This window comes from Halobacteriovorax sp. DA5, assembly GCF_002903145.1.
GTDB lineage: Bacteria > Bdellovibrionota > Bacteriovoracia > Bacteriovoracales > Bacteriovoracaceae > Halobacteriovorax_A.
Genome location: NZ_PPDJ01000011.1, coordinates 71,893 through 88,655, shown reverse-complemented (window position 1 = coordinate 88,655; position 16,763 = coordinate 71,893). Strand labels below are relative to the sequence as shown.

The window sequence follows — 16,763 nt, the reverse complement described above, 5'->3', positions numbered from 1 at the left end:
TAAAGAGAACGATTAAGGAGAAAGTATCTGTAAAGAACTCTTTTGATATCGTATTAAGAAATACTCATAATATTAATGAGGCATTTGATTTTGCTGGAATGTTAAAAGAAGAAGGTGTTGTTTACTTCTTTGATCCACAAATTACTTCGACTCTTCAAAATGTAGTCAATATTAGTATCACTTTCTCTGGTGATAAAGATAAGGCAATGGATGTCTTGAAGAAGTTTTCTAATACAAAATTATCAGAGCAAGCTTCGATTAAAAGAGATGAAAACCTTCCATTTGTTTTTAATATTATTCATGCTGGTGAGAGTGGAAAAGTTATTAAGGAAGATAAGGAAGCAGCTAAGGCAAAAAGTCTATGATTAAGTTTTTATTACCAATTTTAGTTTTAGTTACAACATCGTGTTCTCTTTTAGTACCACCACAAAAAAGAGATTATCACGGAAGAAAAGAGAGAACGTCTCAGCGTCAACATTTTACAGGCGTTAAAAAGAAGGTTGCACTTCTAACTTTCTTTAATGAATCTCCATTTGGTGGCCAAGATTTAGGTGTTATCGCAACAGAAGAGCTTCGCCGTGAGCTTCAAAAGACGGGACAATTCATTGTTGACCCAATGTCAGCTAGATTATTTGGTTCTTCGAAGCAGGTTTACTCACAAGGTGGATCAAAGCTTGTTCAGATGACAAGAAAGGCAAAAGGAGAAGGTGTAAACTTTGTTATTTTTGGTCGAATTATCGAAGCAAGAGTTAGAGAAAAGTCTGATGAAGTAGGTTTTGTTAGAAGCACAAAAAGCTATAGTGAAGCAAAAGTCGAGATTAGAATCTATGACGTTAACTCTAATAAAGAAATCTATACTGATACTCTTGATGGTTATGCAGACGATAGCAGCTACCGCTTCTTTAAGTCTGATCGCGATTCACAAACAAAGTACCGACAAGATCTTCTTCGCTATGTAACAAAAGTTTCTGTTAGAAAATCAATTCCAAGAATTCTTGATACTGCTCAAAAGCTAGAGTGGATCGGACGTGTTGCAAAAATTATTGGAAATAATATCTATATCAATGCTGGCCGTGACTCAGGACTTAATATCGGTGATGTTTTAAAAGTTGTAACTGAAGGTGTTGATATCTATGATCCTGAAACTGGGGCCCTTATTGGTGTTTCCAAGGGAGAAGTCAAAGGGACTATTGAGATTATCGACTTTATTGGAGCAGATGCTTCAATCGGTATCTTACACTCCGGAGGCTCTGTTCACGAAGGTGACTTTGTTAAGTTGTACTAATGATTTATTCTCTTGCCCGTAACTTCTTATTCAAGTTAGACGCCGAAGATGCTCATGATCTTACAATCGATTTCATGGAGAGGTTTCCTGTCCTTTCTGAGGTTTATCCGAGTTACCGCTCTGATAGTTTAAAATTAAGAATTGGTAAGTTAACGTGGGCAACACCTGTTGGGCTTGCTGCTGGGCTTGATAAAAATTGTCGTGGATACGAATTTCTTTCTAATCTTGGTTTTGGCGCTATTGAGGTTGGAACTGTAACACCAAGGCCCCAGGATGGAAATCCTAGGCCAAGACTATTTCGTTATATTGAAGAAGAGTCTATTCGTAACTGCATGGGCTTTAATAATGAAGGTGGAGAGTTTCTTAAGAATCAAGTACGCTTAGCAAAGCGTTCAATTCCATTGGGTGTTAATATTGGAAAGAATAAGGATACACCTGATAATCTAGCATATGAAGACTATGCGAGCCTTTATCAAGATTTTAAAGATCTTGCTGATTATATCGTTATAAATGTTTCCTCGCCAAATACTCCGGGACTTCGTTCGCATCAAACTCGTGAATCCTTAGAGAAGATCTTTGCTGCTTTAGAGCGTAAAGACGGTGAGGCCGATCTCTATTTAAAAATTTCACCAGATATTGAAGAAGATGAAATTGAAAGTATTATCAAAGTCGCAAGTGACTATAGACTAACTGGTATCATTGCAACAAATACGACTATAATGCAAGAGCGTGGGGTAGGAGGTGTTTCTGGAAAACTGCTTCTGGCCAAAGCACGAAGGGTCCGTAAGGCATGTCTTGATAAGATGAAGGATTTTCCTCATTTAGAGTTCATCGGGGTTGGAGGTTTTTCTTCGTATGAAGATATTGTTGATTATTGGCGTGATGGTGGAAGGTGTTTGCAGATCTATTCGGCCTTTATTTTCCAGGGGCCTAAGCTTCTCCAAGATATTAATCGATCAATAATAAATGATATGTCCCTAAAGGGATTTAATTGTGTTGAACAACTAATTGATCATTATCAAAAAAAATCTCAAATATAACCTATTAAAATTATGTATAAATAAAAACTAAAACTTAATCTTTTCCTAATATTAACCGAAACGAGTAAAAAGGTTGGTTAAACATTTAAGGAAAGAAATGATTAAAGGCTTAGTTCATACTGTCGTAATTGCATCATTAGGCGCATTTGTCTTTTTCACTAGTAGTGATATTGAGAGTACTCTTAAACAAGAGCTTGGTAGTGGTGCAAATCCATACAAGCATGTTAATCGTTCACCTGACTTTGTTAAACGTTCAATTGCATCTTTATCTGATGATGTTACGGCCCGTGAACTAAAAAAGAGAAGAGTTGAGGATATGCATATCTACAAGTCTTACGAAGAGTCGTTATCAAAACTTAAGGGTTGTATGAGAAGTATCTGTCAGGAATACTTCACAAGTGATGAAGTTTCTGAAAATTATGATAGGTATGGGGATTATATTACAGCGAAGATTAATCAAAATATTAATCAGCTATATAACTTTACGTCAAAAAGAGGCTTTCGTTCTCACTCAATTATTACGACAGCACTAGATTTTATCGATCTTTCAAATGAAGAATTAAAGAAGAACTTAGTTTTACTTTTAAGTACGCAAAAGAGTGATCTAAGATCATTAAATGCCTTAGTTAAACTTTCACAAGGTGTTTACGGTAAGGATCTTCATTCTCTTATTATTTTAGAGCTTGAAAAATATGCAAAGTCAGATGATTTTAAAGATAAGGTAAGCGATCAAATAGTGACAACACTAGCTTCAAACGCTAGCAATGAAAACTCACTTATTACAAGAGAGCTATATCGTTTCATCAATAAAGATAATCTTCAAAAGTTTAATCATCTTTTAACAAAGATTCCTAACGAGAGTCGAGTGTATTCACAGCTTGCAAATCATATCGAGAAGTTCGAATCGACAAGCCTATAAAACAATCTTAAGTTTTTTTGCGACAGTGATTTCTTTTTCATTCATATTTAGTTGGTAGGCAAGAATCTGTACTCCAGCTTCTTTGGCCTTGATAAGAAGTCTTTTATATTCTGTATCAATATCACTCACATTAAAGCTCTTAACATCTTCACGAGAAACAATATAGAGCATTGTGGCCTCATGACCTTGCTCCTTAATTGCCATAAGTTCTTCAAGATGCTTTTGGCCTCTGGTTGAGACGGCATCCGGGAATTGGGCCTGGTCTCCAACTTTTAAAGTAACATTCTTTACTTCAACAAAGTTGTACTTAAAACTAGGATCCTCAAGTTTTAAATCTTTCTTATCGATCTCTTTATTGCTTAAGAGAAAATCAATTCTACTTTTACCAATTTTTACTTCACTCTTGAAAAAATCATACCCTCTAAGTTCTTCGAATTTTCCAAGTTCTAGACCTTCCTGAACAATCTTATTTGTAAGGCCTGTGTTTACCATAATCCAAGAATCCCCATTCGAAATCATCTGAGCAGAGAATTTAAGCTTTCTCTTTGGGTCATCAGAGTGGGTCATTAGAACTTTCCAATCTGGCTCCCAACATGTTTTCATGCTTCCTGTATTTGCAAGGTGGGCCGTTAGAGTTTGTTCACAACTATACTCTTTAAAGGCATTATCTAATTTAAAATCTAATAAAAATCGTTTGTAGCGTTCAATAATTGTCCCTAAAACCAATTCATTTTCTTTAAATTGCATATTTTTCCTTGTGTGCATGTTGCTAAGCATCTGTAATTATATGTTACAATGACAAATACGATATCATTTTAAGAGGAATTTGTGAAAACTGCTTTAGTAATTTGTGACAATGAAGTTTTAAATTCAATCTACAGTGTAAATCTTAAGACATACACTGAGTTGAATCTGATTTTTACGTCATCACTTGATGAGGCGCTCATTCATATTGAGGACACAGAAGTTCCTATTGATCTACTCGTAACAATGGCCTCAATCGGGGATGAAGATACGGCCCTTTTGGCCTTTCATAATCTTATTGAAAATGATCGCGATATTCCTTCGATTGTTATTGGAGAAGGGGATCTCGTTCCAGATGAGAACTATGTTGTTAAAAATCAATTTGATATCCCTGGCATTCTACAAAATATTTTTGAATGCTTAAAAATTACACCAAAAGAAGTTTTGGCCGTTGTGACAGAAGAGTTATATGAAATGCCTATTCGTCTCTTCTTTCCGTTTAATAAAGCATTTTGCGATACCTACTATATGCTAGAAAATAATGGCGAGAAAGTCCCAACTAAAATATATGACACTGAAAGTGATGTATGGCCAAAGGTAAGAGAATTCTTAGATCAAAATGTTTCACATCTTTTGATACCTGCAAGAGAGCGTTTCGCTTTCACTAAGAGGGTAACTGAGCTTTTAATTGAAAGTATGGAAAAGGTGACTCCTGAAACTCCTCAACAAGAATCTCTTGATTTTGTGGAGCAAAGTATTGATGCCATTGCTGAACAGCTATTTGAAGATGAAGGGGTAACGAAAGAAGTTGTCCAGCTTTCTCAAATGTGTATGGATACGATGGAAGAAGTTATTGATAATGTTCCAGATCTAAAATCTATCCTAAAGGATTTAGCAGCGCTAAAATCTGGCTTTCTCTATAGTCACTCAATTATTGCAGGTTACGTTTCGTCCCATATTCTCGACAACGTTGAATGGGGTGGCCCTGCTCATAAAGAGAAATTAAAATTTGTTCTTTATTTCCACGATATGTACTTAGTGCAAGTCTATAAAAAATATCCTGATCTAATGTATGAGGATAAGATCATTTTTGATCCTCAAGTCTCTGAAGAAGATAAGGAAATCATTATCAATCATGCTGCTGAAGCAGCAGATGCAATTAGGCGCTATCCTGCATGTCCACTTGGGGCCGATGTTATTATCATGCAACACCATGGAACATCAAATGGACTAGGTTTTGCGACAAGTTTTAAAGATGATATCTCTCCACTTGCTAAGGTTCTTATTATTGCTGAAGCATTTACAGAAGAAATCTACCAAAGAATTGAAGATCGCCAAAAAATAAATGTTGAAGATGTAATAACTAAGCTACGTGAGCGCTTTACTAAGCACACGTATAAGAAGATCATCGAAACACTTGCGACGATTAAGATTTAAGCAATATCTACTAAATTTTTTATTGTGACACTATCTTGTTCGAGGGTATAGATTGCGTGCCAGCTATCCTTTAATTGAATCTTTCTGATATTATTGATTTCATCAATTTCAATATTGAGAGGCCCATCGTATTTAATCTTGAATTCACGTGCCTTATCGATACCTAGATCTGAAAGAAGATTTATCCAACAACTAATTTCATCTTGAACTTCAATGGGAGTATTCGCTAGTTGTGCTAAGGCCTGTTGTTCAAATTCAATACTTACTTTTTTCATTTTAAAACTATAGCGATCTTACTTGTGTGTGGCAAATGTCACTTTTTTTTGTTTACTTTCGATTAGTAAAAGAAATTTAGTCCTGCCATCGCTCTTTGGTAAACTTCATCATAGTATTGGTAGGCAAGTCTTAAGCTAACATCCTTGGTAAAGTGAAACTTTGCTTCGCTATTCCATTCATGTTGTTTATTTAAGCGAGTGTTATTTCTAAAAGAATATTGATAACTACCTTGCCACGAAAAGTATTTACTCGAGTAGATAAGCCTTATTTTTGGCCCATAAGTAAGAGCATAGTCATAGTCTGACTCATAGATATAAGAGTTTTGTGTTGCTATAAATGCTGCCAGTGCGAATACTTCGTTACCAAAAGTGTAACCAAGATCAAAATCTAAGTAGGGATTTAATGTTCGGCTTTGATATGTAAAGCTCTCAGCAAAACCAAAGTTAAATTGCCAACTAAGCTTCTTTGCAAAAACTGTTACAGGTCTTAAGGCATCGATACGAGCAAGCTGTATATCGACTAACCTCAGTCGATCTTCTTGATAGCGATTATAATCTAACTTTATATTAACTAGCTCTGTTGTGGACATGGGAAGATAACCACTTTGTCTATCGAGTAGGTCGTGGAGTGCTCCACGAAACTCAATATTTAGATATTCTCCATTACTATCAAAGCTTGGACCTAGGCTAAAACGATTTGTAGAGTGGCCTTTATCCGGAGATTTAGGCATTAAAAAATCATAGTTAATATCTTGTGATTTTGAAGCTAATTTTGCTCGTTTGCTATTAATACGAAATTTTTGTGTACGGTATTCTTTCTTCTCTTTATCTTTTAAAGACTTAGTTGCATCAACATCGGCATTCTTAAAGTCGATATAAAGATTATAAGTATCTAAGACAAATAGTTCATCAACATTATCTTTGATGTCGCTGATATTCTTAGAATCCTTGATAAGCTTTTTGAAAAGTGCTCCTTGCTTTGGATTCATCTCATCATACCTCGCTTTTAATTTTGTATACGAAGCGGGTCTAACTTTAATATTCTTTACGATATTGTCTTGTTCGAATAAAGCGTAGATTGTATCAACTGGAGGAACTGTAGTATCGATATTATCAATTAGCTTCCAGTCTGTTCTAATGGCATCGACAAACGCTAGAATGTGGTAAGAGCAATTCTTAGTGAAGTAGAGATAGTCGAAATAAGCTCGATTCATTTCAAAGAGGTGCGCCTGAAAATAAATAAGATCTTTTCTATCTAAGTTTAATTCATAATCCCAAAGATCTCTCGATTCCATATTATTATATTCTTTAACTTTTACATAATATGGCATCATAGCAAACATGCCTTTAAAGCCACCAAAAATACCTTTGTAGCCATAAACGAGGGGATTACTAGTATCGACTTTCGCACTGAAGTCCACGCCGTAATCTAAGAGATCATTATCTTGGCTTTTAGATGACTTTGAACGAACACGAAAGAATGTGTGACCAAAAGTTGAAGCGGGCTTTTCTATAAAGTAAGAAGAAAAAATAATAGAGACTGAATAGATATCGATTTTCTTTATATAGTCTTGATAAGCAGGACAATCATACAAATTTAATGATTGCTCAATTAGCCTATGTTCTTTTAAGAGCATGAATCTTGCAGGGAAAAGACACTTCGGATGATTATTCATGTCTTTAACAAGAGGGGATTCAACACCTGAAATTGTTTGTTTCAATTCCTCTAGTGGTGATGTCATACCATTTTCAGAAAGAAAATATTCCTTCGCTTTTACTAGGGACTCGTAACCGAAAAGATTCTTTTCATATCGTATGAGCTTTAGCCACCTTTGTGACTTAGAAAAAGTTTCGAGCTCTGTTGATGCCCAAGAAGAATGCCCTAGAGCAAAGAAGAGAAATGTTGCAGTTAAATATTTTTTCATTCTAAAATCAATTTTTGGCGTATTGGAAAAATGGCCTACAACCGAAGTTGTAGGCCAAAGTATTACATCGCTAGTACAGTTTGGATGTTATTGTGGATTGTTTGTGCGTCAGCATTTTCAGCAAAAATCTTATCAAAGTTTTGCTTTAGGTTTGTTTTGTTTGCTGCTGGAGCATTAACTAGAGCAAGGTATGCATCTAGACTTTCACCTTCGCCACGAGCAATATCGCTTGAAAGTGCGATCATGTTGTTTTCAACAAATGATACAGCTGATACACGTGCTGTTTTTGCATCTTCACAACCAAGAGTACCAGTTGACATTGCAAATGTCTGGTTACCTAGGATACCGTTTGTTGTAGCTGCAAGAACGTTAAGAGCTAGTCCTGACTTACCTTCGAAAATTACCGAACCAAGACCACAACCTGCTGGTCCGTGAGCTGCAAATGCTGAAGAAGTAACAACTGTAAAAAGTGCTGCACATAATAGTTTTTTCATCAATAAACTCCTTAATATTGTGATGTTTGTAAAACAATACAAAGAGTTTAACTTAACTAAGAAAAATGTAAATTAAAAATCCCTCGTTTTTGTTTGAGCAAAGGACTCCGCTTTTTAAGAAAAATTTAATTTACAGTATCGTCCTTTGTAGAGCATTAAGTGGGTCTTTGAAGTTACCTTGGTTGTAAACTTCTTTAATTTCTCTAAAGATATTAAGTAAGTTTTTTTTGCCGCCTGTACTTGTACAAAGTTTTAAAATGTAGTTATTTGCTAGGATAAATGCACACGAGTGGGCCGTTAATTTATTTGTACTTAACTTATTAGGGAAGCCATCTCCCTTTGGTTTTTCATGGTGCTGGGCCACGACAAAGTCTGCTTCAGGGTAACCTGTAAAGTACTGTGCAATCTCAGCTGCTTTAAGAGGATGGAGACGGTAGCTTTCTTGCTCACTTTCTTTGAACATTTTAAGCTGTGGGTCCTCTAATGATTGAATTGAAGCAAGGTCTTCATTTTCAAGCATTGAATCATATAAAAGTGAGGCCAGTCCAAGTTTCTTCTTTGATGTCTCAGAGGCCCAGCCAAGAGCTTGTAAAATAAAGTGTGATAAATAAAGTGTCATAATTGATTGAGTGGCAATATCAAATGGCCCTTTTGGAAATAGCGAAAGGACATTACGATACTTCTTATTTTCAAGAATGATTTCACGACTACAAAGAATGACTTCATCACAAAGTTTAATTACATTCTCTGATACGCCAACGGTTTTAACATATTGATGAATCAAAAGAACGGCCTTAATTTGATTTTCAATAACTTCTGAGTCTTTAAGTCTTTTCTTGCTTTCAAAAGTTTTAAGGAGGTTTTCTATTCCTTCTTCTAAGAATTTTAAGTAGTCATTCTTTTTTAGATAAAGGACTTTTATATTCTTTCTCGCATAAGAATGAATTGTTGCGTGAGAGTATTTCTTATTTGCCGATATGATCTTTGTATACTTTGTTTGAGTTAGTTCTAAATAGACATCGTAGGCGAGTGTATCAAATAAATAAAAGCCACGAATCTTCATTGGCAATAAATCGTCTTCTTCAAATTCCTCAATGCTAGAGCCGAAGTCTTCACTTTTAACCCAGGCAAGGGCCTTGTTAACTGCGCCCATAAAATCTTCTTCTTCAATTGGGCGAAAAAGTGCCGAGCTCGATTCACTTCGTGCATAGAGTGCATCTGGAATTTTTTGTTTGATCATGGCCTCCATACCGATAAAGATAAATGGCCTTTGACCTGTAATCGAAAGAATCTTTCCCGCTAGCTGAGACGGATCTTCATTTTTAAGAGCTACTTCAATAATGATCACGGCAAAAGGACCTTCAAAGCTTAAAAGGTCAATTGCATCATCACCACTCATTGCGCAATGAAGTTGGATATCTGGATAACAATTTGAGAAAGAATCTCTAATGTATCCCCATTCATCTTTTTCATCACAAATATATAATGCTTTCAAAAACGTACTCCTTTAATCAACTAATCATTAATTTCTTTTCATATATCTCCCGCATCGGTAAGTTATTGAAATAATAAAATTTAGTTAGGAGAAAAAATTAATAATCAATTAATAATTATACAAGAATTCGACTTTTTAAGATGGATAAATTTGTTTAAACTATTTTAAAGGGGTTAGCATGACAGAAAAGACAATCTCTCTTGTAAAAGAGATGATAAAATTTGGCTTAATTAAAATTTCTCCACAAAATCCATTTAAATACGCTTCTGGTAAGACTGGGCCTATTTACTGTGACAATCGCCTTATGTCTTCTGATCCAAAAATGTGGAAGCTTGCAATTGAGCTCATGAGTGAACTCATTGAAGAGAATAACTTTTCATATGACTTCATTACAGGTGTTGCAACTGCTGGAATCTCTCACGCTGCGGCATTAGCATTTTATCGTAGCGAGCCAATGAATTATGTACGCTCAAAGCCTAAGGCCCATGGCACGGGTAAGATAGTGGAAGGAAAAGTTGGCGAAAATAGTAAATTACTTTTAGTTGAAGACCTGGTTAACCAAGGCTCAAGTATCGAAAAAGTCATTGGACTCATTCGCGATCAGGGCCATATGGTAGACTCAGTGCTGTGTTTGGTCGACTATCAAACTCCCAATGCTAAAAGGGTTGCTAAAGATTTAGGTATTGAGATTTTTTCTTTAATAAATCTTAATCAATTAGCCGATATTTGTTTGTCGCAAAAATTGATCGATGAAAGAGGCCATGAGCTTCTTATGAAATGGCAGCAAGACCCAGATAATTGGGAAAATTAATGCAACGCTGTGCATTTTAGACGCAAGACGTGTCGACAGATTTAGCAAAAAAAGATATGTATCTACTTAATTTAATTCGTGTTTTTTAACGTATTTAAGTTATATCCAACTTAAATTTTGGAGGAATAAAATGGCCGATAGTGCAAAAATTGAAATCAATGGTCAAACTATTGAAGTTCCTGTGATCGTAGGAACTGAAAACGAAGTCGCTTTAGACATCTCAAAGCTAAGAGCAGAAACAGGTGCTATTACTTTAGATATTGGTTTTGTTAACACAGGATCATGTACGTCGAAGATTACTTTCTTAGACGGAGAGAAAGGTATTTTAAGATACCGTGGTTACCCAATCGAACAACTTGCTGAATCTTCAAACTTTGCTGAAGTTTCTTACCTTCTTTACAATGGAAAGCTTCCAACTGTTAAGGAGCTAGATACTTTCAACAGAGAAATTTCAGCTAACAGCAAGCTTCCAGGTGGCGTTGAAAAAATCATCGACCAATTTCCTGGTTCAGCTCACCCAATGGGTGTACTAGCTGCTGCGATCTCATCTCTAAGTGGTTTCTACCCAGAGTTCTTAGATCCAGAAGCAACTGAAGAAATTAAGAACAAGGCTATTGTTCAATTAATGGGACAAGTAAAAGTTATGATGGCGCAATTCTATCGCAAGACGATGGGAAAAAGCCCACTAACTTCAAATGCTAAGCTAGATTACTCAGCAGATTTCCTAAATCTAATGTTTGATGGTGAAGTAGACCAAGACGTAGCAGACGCTCTTGATACACTTCTAATCCTTCATGCTGATCACGAGCAAAACTGTTCAGCTTCAACTGTAAGAGTTGTAGGTTCTTCACATGCTAACGTATTTGCTTCAATTGCAGCTGGTGTTACAGCTCTTTGGGGACAATTACACGGTGGTGCAAACCAAGCTGTACTTGAAATGCTTGAAGAGATTAAGAAAGATGGTGGTGATTACCAAAAGTTCATCGAAAAAGCGAAAGATAAGGACGATCCATTCCGTCTTATGGGATTTGGTCACCGTGTTTATAAGAACTTTGATCCACGTGCAAAAATCATCAAGAAAGCATGTGACACAATTCTTACTAAGCTTAAAATCGAAGATCCACTTCTTGATATCGCAAAAGGTCTTGAAGAAGTTGCTCTTAAAGATGAGTACTTCGTTAAGCGTAACCTATATCCAAACGTAGATTTCTACTCAGGAATCATCTACAAAGCACTTGGAATCCCAACTAATATGTTTACAGCAATGTTCGTATTAGGTCGTTTACCAGGTTGGCTATCTCAGTGGAAAGAACTGAGAGAAGATGGAGCACGTATTTCTCGTCCTCGCCAAGTTTATATTGGTGAAAATGAGAGAGATTACGTAGCACCAGAAAAAAGATAGTATAATCTTTTAAAAAGAATATTGAATTCGGGCCCAAGGATTTCTTGGGCCTTTTTTTTAGGAAGTAGAAATGTTTGAATACGATAAAATTTTAAAGAGTCTCTTAAATCCAAATCTTAATAAGCAGCAACTTGCAAAACTTATTGGGACTCAGTCGACACAATTTACTAGTGAGCGTACTAAGCTTAAGAATAACTACTCTGATGAGGATTTAATCAGTGCCTATACATCATTCTACTTTCCAACAAATGCTCTTAAGCTTGAGTTTTTAACTGAGCATTTAAGCGAGCAGATGAAAGCCGAAATTTCTAAAACTCACATCTTAGATATTGGAACAGGACCTGGAACTTATGTTTTTGCCGCAAGTGAGCTTTTTTCGGATGCTCTTTCTTTCACAGGAGTTGATGAATCTAAGCTTATGATTGAACAGGCCAATAAGCTTAATAATGAGTATTTTCAAAATCCTAAAATTGGTTTTTCTCAAACTCTACCAAATGTTGACGATGCTCCAAGAACTCTTATTTTTGGTAATTCGATCAATGAAATGGGAATGCCTGCGGCCTTTAAGATTATTAAGCGCTACAATCCTAAATTTATCATTTGTATTGAACCTGGAACAAAAGATGTATTTAAAGACCTTCTTGCTTTAAGAAAGAAGCTTCTCTTAATCGATTACAAAATTCAATATCCATGTATGGGACAGGGGACTTGTCCTCTTGAAGGGATCGATGACTGGTGTCACCAATCAATTAAAACTTCATTGGACTTCGAGCTCGAGTCTCTTTCGCAAGTTGCAAAATTAGATCGTAAGGTCATGCCTGCAACAATTCACTTCTATGCATTAAACCAAATTGAAGATAAGAGCGGTAAAGCAAGAATTATTCGTTTAAAGAAAAATGTTAAGCACGCATTCCTTTGGGATGTCTGTGATGAAAATAATAAGTCTGTGACTTTAGAAGTTCCTAAGAAACTCTTTAAGAAGAAAGTTGTTAAGCAATTAGAAGAGATTTCCTCTGGTATTTGTGTTCGCTATACAATTGATAAGGAACTTGAAAATTCTACTGTTCGTGTAAAGACTATTGAAGTTGAAGGTGTTGAATAAGGGAGCATAAGGCTCCCTTAGATATTTACTTTTTACTAGCTGGTAGACGATTAAGTGGTGCTGTCAGGACGTCCTGAAGTCTTACGCCTGATCTAAACTCGATTAAATCCATACTTGTGATTTTTTGCTTTCCAATAATATAGGCCTTCTTTGAAATCATATTAGTCATAAAGGCGGTATCAAGTTCACTTAGAAGCGCTTTTTTATTTTTTTCAAGTGAGTCGACGTGTGCTTTCGTTGCATGATAATTTCTTACCTTTGCTCCTTGTGCTCCACCTGCAGGTGCCCAAGCAACTGACAGTGGCCAAAAGAGTAGGTTTACAACACCATTAGGTACATCGCCATTATAGAAATCTCCTACACCTGGCAGGATATTTAAAACTGCGGCCAATGTTTCATCTTTTTCTTTCACTTCAAGTCCTTTTGCTTTCCACTCAGCATACTCTCTTGCTTGATATGAGTTGATAGAAGAACAACTTGCTAGAAGTGATAAAACAGATAGAAGTAGAAATACTCTTTTTAATAATTTACTCACTATTCCCCCTTAAGTGATACATGTTCAGTTTCACTTTATTCGGTAAATATACTTTATTTCTTTAGTCGGGAGAGTGTGTAAGTGTTTGTAAATAAAGGGGTTTCTTTAGGCTGTCTTTGGTTAAGAGAGCTAACTTATGAAAATAATGAAATGTAATTTACTGATAAAATAAATAATTTATTTTTAAGATTATTTAGACTTCAGCTCTTTGACTTCGTAGATAATTTTTTCTTTATCCATCTTGAAGTGGGGCATTGTTAAGATTTTTGAAAGGACATCCTTGGCAAGTTTTCTCATTTCCTTTGTTTCAAGAATGGCCATCAGTCGATTCACTTCATTTTCTGTATAATTGGCCTTAATACGTTTTTTTATTTCTTCTTTGATATCAACGAAGCTTGTATTGTCATCAATGATTTTTTCAAGCTTTTTATTGTCTAAGCTTTTTGCAGACTTTTCTATCAGCTGTCTTTTAACAAAGTCTGCACGTTCTTTTGAGTCATTAATTAGGTATTGCTCTTTTAACAGAATGTCGGCGATATAATTGATCTTGTTATCGAGGTTGGCAAAACTTAGCTGTGCAATAAAGATAGTGATTAGAAATTTCATATCTTAAATTATAAATAAAAAAGCCTCGCAATGCGAGGCTTCTTTTATATTCGAAAATTTTGATTCGATAATTACTTTTTCTTCCCAAGTGAAGCGTAAGAAGTACCAAATTTCTTTCTGAATTTATCGATACGACCTTCAGTATCAAGAACTTTAGTTTTTCCTGTATAGAATGGGTGAGAAAGACTTGAGATATCAAGTTTTACGTATGGGTAAGTTTTCCCATCAAACTCTTCTTCTGAATCAGCTTTGATTGTTGATTTAACTACAAATTTTGTGTCTGCAGAGATGTCATGGAAAAGAACGTCTCTGTACTCTGGGTGAATACCTTTTTTCATTTTAAACCTCGTTATCTTTTGCATTGCTTGGTACAATGCTGATTTAGTATTAATTAGAGATTTGAGCAATTTCGCCCATATAGGACCATTTGTCAAGATCTAATGTAGTGCTTCCATAGCTGAGATGGGCATTTTTAATGTGCGCTACAAGAGCTGCAGCCACCTCCAGACTTATCTGTCGGGTCGTTAAATTGCCAATGTCCATATTTTTCATTGATAAAATCAATGGCGCTCTTTAAAGAGCTGAAATCTCGTTGAAAAACCTCAAGATCTTCACCGTCCACAACTGTAACAGAATAGAGGATTAGCTCTTTTATTTGGCCATCAACTTCTTGGATATCTCCAGTCATTCCAATGAATGATTTAAAGTGCTCACTATTGTAGTGGGCGAAGTTCCAATTTTTGAGATTTACAAGATTTTGTGTTTCCATGCTGTATTTTTAGCAGTTGGCCCTTGCCATGACAATGTATTTCTAGTAAGTTTCTAACCTACGAATTGTAATTTGTATAAATTAGAGAAAACAATTTTAAAGTTTTATATATTTTAGGAGGCAGTTATGGCAAAGGGGCCAAGAGTTATTATTACACTTGAGTGTACAGAAGCGAGAAAGAATGGACAAACTCCATCTCGTTACACAACTACTAAAAACAAAAAGACTCATCCAGAGAGACTTGAAGTTAAGAAGTACAATCCTTTCTTAAGAAAGCACACACTTCACAAAGAAATTAAGTAATTTGATTTTTCAAATTTACATATAAAAAAAGCCTCGCATTGCGAGGCTTTTTTTATGAACTAGAGTTCAAATTCACATTCGTATTCAGCTGTTTCCACAGACTTCTTCGAAAAGAGCCTTTTATTAAAAACATGGGTCTTCATCATAGATGGGTCGTCAAGATTAAAATCAACTTCAGTTGTATAACCACGACTAGGGTCTCTGTATGAGAGGTGTGTGTCGCCATTGTCACTAACTTCGATTTTAGCTTTTTCAAACATTTTACCATTTTCAAGAATTGTTGGGATAATACTCAGTCCTTCATAACCCTTTTCAGTATCCCAAAAAGACACTTTATACGTTGTGTTCTTGTATTCCGAGAATTGCTCTTTAATAATTCCAAAACAAGCGCTATCGCCAAGAAGTAAGTTCTTTTCGAGGACATAAGACTTTGCTTTCACGCGATTACATTTTATGACATTAGAAATTTTATTCCCTGGCCAGCTTGGATCAAATAGCGCCTCGTCAGCGCAAAAGCCAGCAAATACGGATGATGTTAGTGCTAGAGTAACGATTAGTTTCATATGTTTATCCTTCAAATTTATTGTTTGAGGATTTATAGCAAATTTAGGATATAAATAGTGTTTAGTTGAAATAATTACAATAGGCTTCCTGACGGAAGCCTTTATCATGATTAATTCTCAATAACTTCGTGACAAAAAACATCTCTGCTGTCGATATGACGACACTCTGGTGCTTTGCTTTTACAATGCTCAACTGCAAGTGGGCAGCGAGTATGAAAGTTACATCCAGCAGGTGGATTAAGAGGTGATGGAAGCTCCACATTCTTAAGTGGTGGGAAGGCCTTGATCACTTCGTTTTCTACCGCGTGGGCCGACTTTAGAAGTGTTTTCGTATAAGGATGCAGTGGAGTCGTAAAGATGATATCACTTTTTCCGTATTCACAAACCTTTCCAAGATACATGACAAGTACCTTGTCCGCTATATAGCGAACGACAGAGAGATCATGAGAGATGAAGATATAAGTGAGATTAAATTCTTCTTGAAGGTCTTTTAAAAGATTTAAAACTTGCGCTTGAACTGAAACATCAAGAGCAGATACTGGCTCATCAAGAATTAAAACTTTTGGTTTTAAAATAAGAGCTCTGGCAATTCCTATTCTTTGACGTTGGCCACCACTAAACATATGTGGGTACTTGTGAGCATGAGCACGACGAAGGCCTACTGTTTCCATAAGTTCACATGCACGCTCAAAAGCTTCTTTCTTTGTTACTTTCTCATTGATAAGAAGAGGATCAGCGATTATTTCCCATGCTTTTTTTCTTGGGTTAAGTGACTCGAGTGGATTTTGGAAAACCATTTGAATGGACTTGTATAGTTCTTTTGAAGAAAGAGTTGAGAAGTCTTTACCACCGATTGTGATACTTCCATCTGTTATTTGCTCAAGTGCCATAAGACATTTTGCAAGAGTCGACTTTCCACAACCAGATTCCCCAACTATTCCAAGAGTTGTTTTTTCTTGAAGAGTGAAGCTTAGGCCATCGATGGCCTTTACAAACTTGTCTGCGACAGGATAGTACTTTTTTAAATCATTTACTTTAATTGTATCAATCATATCTAT

The 16,763-nt window shown here is 35.8% G+C and carries 20 protein-coding genes; 9 read left to right on the top strand and 11 right to left on the bottom strand.

Translation table 11 applies throughout. From position 1 onward, the window contains the following. The 4 genes from C0Z22_RS16070 to C0Z22_RS14495 all read left to right on the top strand — a co-directional run. Window positions 1–365, top strand: a 365-nt coding sequence (locus tag C0Z22_RS16070) for a hypothetical protein (RefSeq protein ID WP_158246945.1), incomplete at its 5' end; no start/stop codon positions are given. Next, window positions 362–1,285, top strand: coding sequence for a hypothetical protein (locus C0Z22_RS14505; RefSeq protein ID WP_103219091.1), 924 nt, complete (start codon window positions 362–364; stop codon window positions 1,283–1,285). The genes C0Z22_RS16070 and C0Z22_RS14505, both read left to right, overlap by 4 nt. Continuing rightward, window positions 1,285–2,325, top strand: a complete 1,041-nt coding sequence (locus C0Z22_RS14500; protein ID WP_233189737.1) for a quinone-dependent dihydroorotate dehydrogenase — start codon at window positions 1,285–1,287, stop codon at window positions 2,323–2,325. Before C0Z22_RS14505 ends, C0Z22_RS14500 begins: the two co-directional genes overlap by 1 nt. A 97-nt stretch (window positions 2,326–2,422) precedes the next feature. Then, window positions 2,423–3,244: a hypothetical protein gene (locus C0Z22_RS14495; RefSeq protein ID WP_103219090.1), complete on the top strand. Its 822-nt coding sequence runs from the start codon at window positions 2,423–2,425 to the stop codon at window positions 3,242–3,244. Here C0Z22_RS14495 and sfsA read toward each other — a convergent pair. Continuing rightward, entirely contained in the window at window positions 3,239–3,991 is a 753-nt protein-coding gene (gene sfsA / locus C0Z22_RS14490; RefSeq protein ID WP_158246944.1) for a DNA/RNA nuclease SfsA, read from the bottom strand. The genes C0Z22_RS14495 and sfsA overlap by 6 nt on opposite strands. Window positions 3,992–4,072: 81 nt before the next feature. Between sfsA and C0Z22_RS14485 the strand changes: the two genes are divergently transcribed. Next, entirely contained in the window at window positions 4,073–5,425 is a 1,353-nt protein-coding gene (locus C0Z22_RS14485; protein ID WP_103219088.1) for a hypothetical protein, read from the top strand. Here the strand turns inward: C0Z22_RS14485 and C0Z22_RS14480 are convergent. From C0Z22_RS14480 to C0Z22_RS14465, 4 genes are all read right to left on the bottom strand, one after another. Continuing rightward, complete coding sequence (locus C0Z22_RS14480) at window positions 5,422–5,700, bottom strand: hypothetical protein (RefSeq protein ID WP_103219087.1); 279 nt, start codon at window positions 5,698–5,700, stop codon at window positions 5,422–5,424. The genes C0Z22_RS14485 and C0Z22_RS14480 overlap by 4 nt on opposite strands. A gap of 62 nt (window positions 5,701–5,762) precedes the next feature. Beyond that, window positions 5,763–7,625 (bottom strand): DUF4105 domain-containing protein, encoded by a 1,863-nt coding sequence (locus C0Z22_RS14475; protein ID WP_103219086.1) that lies wholly within the window; start codon window positions 7,623–7,625, stop codon window positions 5,763–5,765. A 62-nt stretch (window positions 7,626–7,687) separates the two neighbouring features. After that, on the bottom strand, window positions 7,688–8,119 hold the full coding sequence (locus tag C0Z22_RS14470) for a DUF3015 family protein (protein WP_103219085.1): 432 nt from the start codon (window positions 8,117–8,119) through the stop codon (window positions 7,688–7,690). 130 nt (window positions 8,120–8,249) lie between these two features. Further along, window positions 8,250–9,614, bottom strand: a complete 1,365-nt coding sequence (locus tag C0Z22_RS14465; RefSeq protein ID WP_103219084.1) for a hypothetical protein — start codon at window positions 9,612–9,614, stop codon at window positions 8,250–8,252. A 178-nt stretch (window positions 9,615–9,792) separates the two neighbouring features. On the opposite strand from C0Z22_RS14465, the gene pyrE reads away from it, so the two are divergent. The 3 genes from pyrE to C0Z22_RS14450 all read left to right on the top strand — a co-directional run bounded on the left by pyrE (window position 9,793) and on the right by C0Z22_RS14450 (window position 12,929). Next, complete coding sequence (gene pyrE, locus C0Z22_RS14460) at window positions 9,793–10,425, top strand: orotate phosphoribosyltransferase (RefSeq protein WP_103219083.1); 633 nt, start codon at window positions 9,793–9,795, stop codon at window positions 10,423–10,425. A 130-nt stretch (window positions 10,426–10,555) separates the two neighbouring features. Then, a complete protein-coding gene (locus tag C0Z22_RS14455; protein WP_103219082.1) occupies window positions 10,556–11,827 on the top strand; it encodes a citrate synthase in 1,272 nt (423 codons plus the stop codon). A gap of 70 nt (window positions 11,828–11,897) precedes the next feature. Then, window positions 11,898–12,929: a small ribosomal subunit Rsm22 family protein gene (locus tag C0Z22_RS14450; RefSeq protein WP_103219081.1), complete on the top strand. Its 1,032-nt coding sequence runs from the start codon at window positions 11,898–11,900 to the stop codon at window positions 12,927–12,929. Window positions 12,930–12,954: 25 nt separating this feature from the next. On the opposite strand, the gene C0Z22_RS14445 is transcribed toward C0Z22_RS14450, so the two are convergent. The 4 genes from C0Z22_RS14445 to C0Z22_RS14430 all read right to left on the bottom strand — a co-directional run bounded on the left by C0Z22_RS14445 (window position 12,955) and on the right by C0Z22_RS14430 (window position 14,839). Continuing rightward, window positions 12,955–13,464, bottom strand: a complete 510-nt coding sequence (locus tag C0Z22_RS14445; protein ID WP_103219080.1) for a hypothetical protein — start codon at window positions 13,462–13,464, stop codon at window positions 12,955–12,957. A 189-nt stretch (window positions 13,465–13,653) separates the two neighbouring features. Next, window positions 13,654–14,070, bottom strand: a complete 417-nt coding sequence (locus tag C0Z22_RS14440; RefSeq protein ID WP_103219079.1) for a hypothetical protein — start codon at window positions 14,068–14,070, stop codon at window positions 13,654–13,656. 71 nt (window positions 14,071–14,141) lie between these two features. Then, entirely contained in the window at window positions 14,142–14,408 is a 267-nt protein-coding gene (locus tag C0Z22_RS14435) for a type B 50S ribosomal protein L31 (protein WP_021268340.1), read from the bottom strand. Between the two features lie 134 nt (window positions 14,409–14,542). Beyond that, the gene (locus tag C0Z22_RS14430) at window positions 14,543–14,839 is read right to left on the bottom strand and encodes a hypothetical protein (RefSeq protein ID WP_103219078.1); all 297 of its coding nucleotides are present in this window, start codon (window positions 14,837–14,839) and stop codon (window positions 14,543–14,545) included. Between the two features lie 126 nt (window positions 14,840–14,965). Between C0Z22_RS14430 and rpmG the strand changes: the two genes are divergently transcribed. Next, window positions 14,966–15,142 carry a 50S ribosomal protein L33 gene (gene rpmG, locus C0Z22_RS14425; RefSeq protein ID WP_021268365.1) on the top strand — a complete coding sequence of 59 codons (177 nt, stop codon included), beginning with the start codon at window positions 14,966–14,968 and terminating at the stop codon, window positions 15,140–15,142. Between the two features lie 59 nt (window positions 15,143–15,201). On the opposite strand, the gene C0Z22_RS14420 is transcribed toward rpmG, so the two are convergent. Both C0Z22_RS14420 and C0Z22_RS14415 read right to left on the bottom strand, forming a co-directional pair. Next, on the bottom strand, window positions 15,202–15,705 hold the full coding sequence (locus C0Z22_RS14420) for a hypothetical protein (protein WP_103219077.1): 504 nt from the start codon (window positions 15,703–15,705) through the stop codon (window positions 15,202–15,204). Between the two features lie 110 nt (window positions 15,706–15,815). Beyond that, window positions 15,816–16,757 (bottom strand): ABC transporter ATP-binding protein, encoded by a 942-nt coding sequence (locus C0Z22_RS14415; RefSeq protein ID WP_103219076.1) that lies wholly within the window; start codon window positions 16,755–16,757, stop codon window positions 15,816–15,818. Window positions 16,758–16,763 lie beyond the last annotated feature (6 nt).

Coding starts and splice junctions, on each gene's coding strand:
- C0Z22_RS14505 (WP_103219091.1), top strand. CDS start 362: ATGATTAAGTTTTTATTACCAATTTTAGTTTTAGTTACAACATCGTGT.
- C0Z22_RS14500 (WP_233189737.1), top strand. CDS start 1,285: ATGATTTATTCTCTTGCCCGTAACTTCTTATTCAAGTTAGACGCCGAA.
- C0Z22_RS14495 (WP_103219090.1), top strand. CDS start 2,423: ATGATTAAAGGCTTAGTTCATACTGTCGTAATTGCATCATTAGGCGCA.
- sfsA (WP_158246944.1), bottom strand. CDS start 3,991: ATGCAATTTAAAGAAAATGAATTGGTTTTAGGGACAATTATTGAACGC.
- C0Z22_RS14480 (WP_103219087.1), bottom strand. CDS start 5,700: ATGAAAAAAGTAAGTATTGAATTTGAACAACAGGCCTTAGCACAACTA.
- C0Z22_RS14475 (WP_103219086.1), bottom strand. CDS start 7,625: ATGAAAAAATATTTAACTGCAACATTTCTCTTCTTTGCTCTAGGGCAT.
- C0Z22_RS14470 (WP_103219085.1), bottom strand. CDS start 8,119: ATGAAAAAACTATTATGTGCAGCACTTTTTACAGTTGTTACTTCTTCA.
- pyrE (WP_103219083.1), top strand. CDS start 9,793: ATGACAGAAAAGACAATCTCTCTTGTAAAAGAGATGATAAAATTTGGC.
- C0Z22_RS14455 (WP_103219082.1), top strand. CDS start 10,556: ATGGCCGATAGTGCAAAAATTGAAATCAATGGTCAAACTATTGAAGTT.
- C0Z22_RS14450 (WP_103219081.1), top strand. CDS start 11,898: ATGTTTGAATACGATAAAATTTTAAAGAGTCTCTTAAATCCAAATCTT.
- C0Z22_RS14440 (WP_103219079.1), bottom strand. CDS start 14,070: ATGAAATTTCTAATCACTATCTTTATTGCACAGCTAAGTTTTGCCAAC.
- C0Z22_RS14435 (WP_021268340.1), bottom strand. CDS start 14,408: ATGAAAAAAGGTATTCACCCAGAGTACAGAGACGTTCTTTTCCATGAC.
- C0Z22_RS14430 (WP_103219078.1), bottom strand. CDS start 14,839: ATGGAAACACAAAATCTTGTAAATCTCAAAAATTGGAACTTCGCCCAC.
- rpmG (WP_021268365.1), top strand. CDS start 14,966: ATGGCAAAGGGGCCAAGAGTTATTATTACACTTGAGTGTACAGAAGCG.
- C0Z22_RS14420 (WP_103219077.1), bottom strand. CDS start 15,705: ATGAAACTAATCGTTACTCTAGCACTAACATCATCCGTATTTGCTGGC.
- C0Z22_RS14415 (WP_103219076.1), bottom strand. CDS start 16,757: ATGATTGATACAATTAAAGTAAATGATTTAAAAAAGTACTATCCTGTC.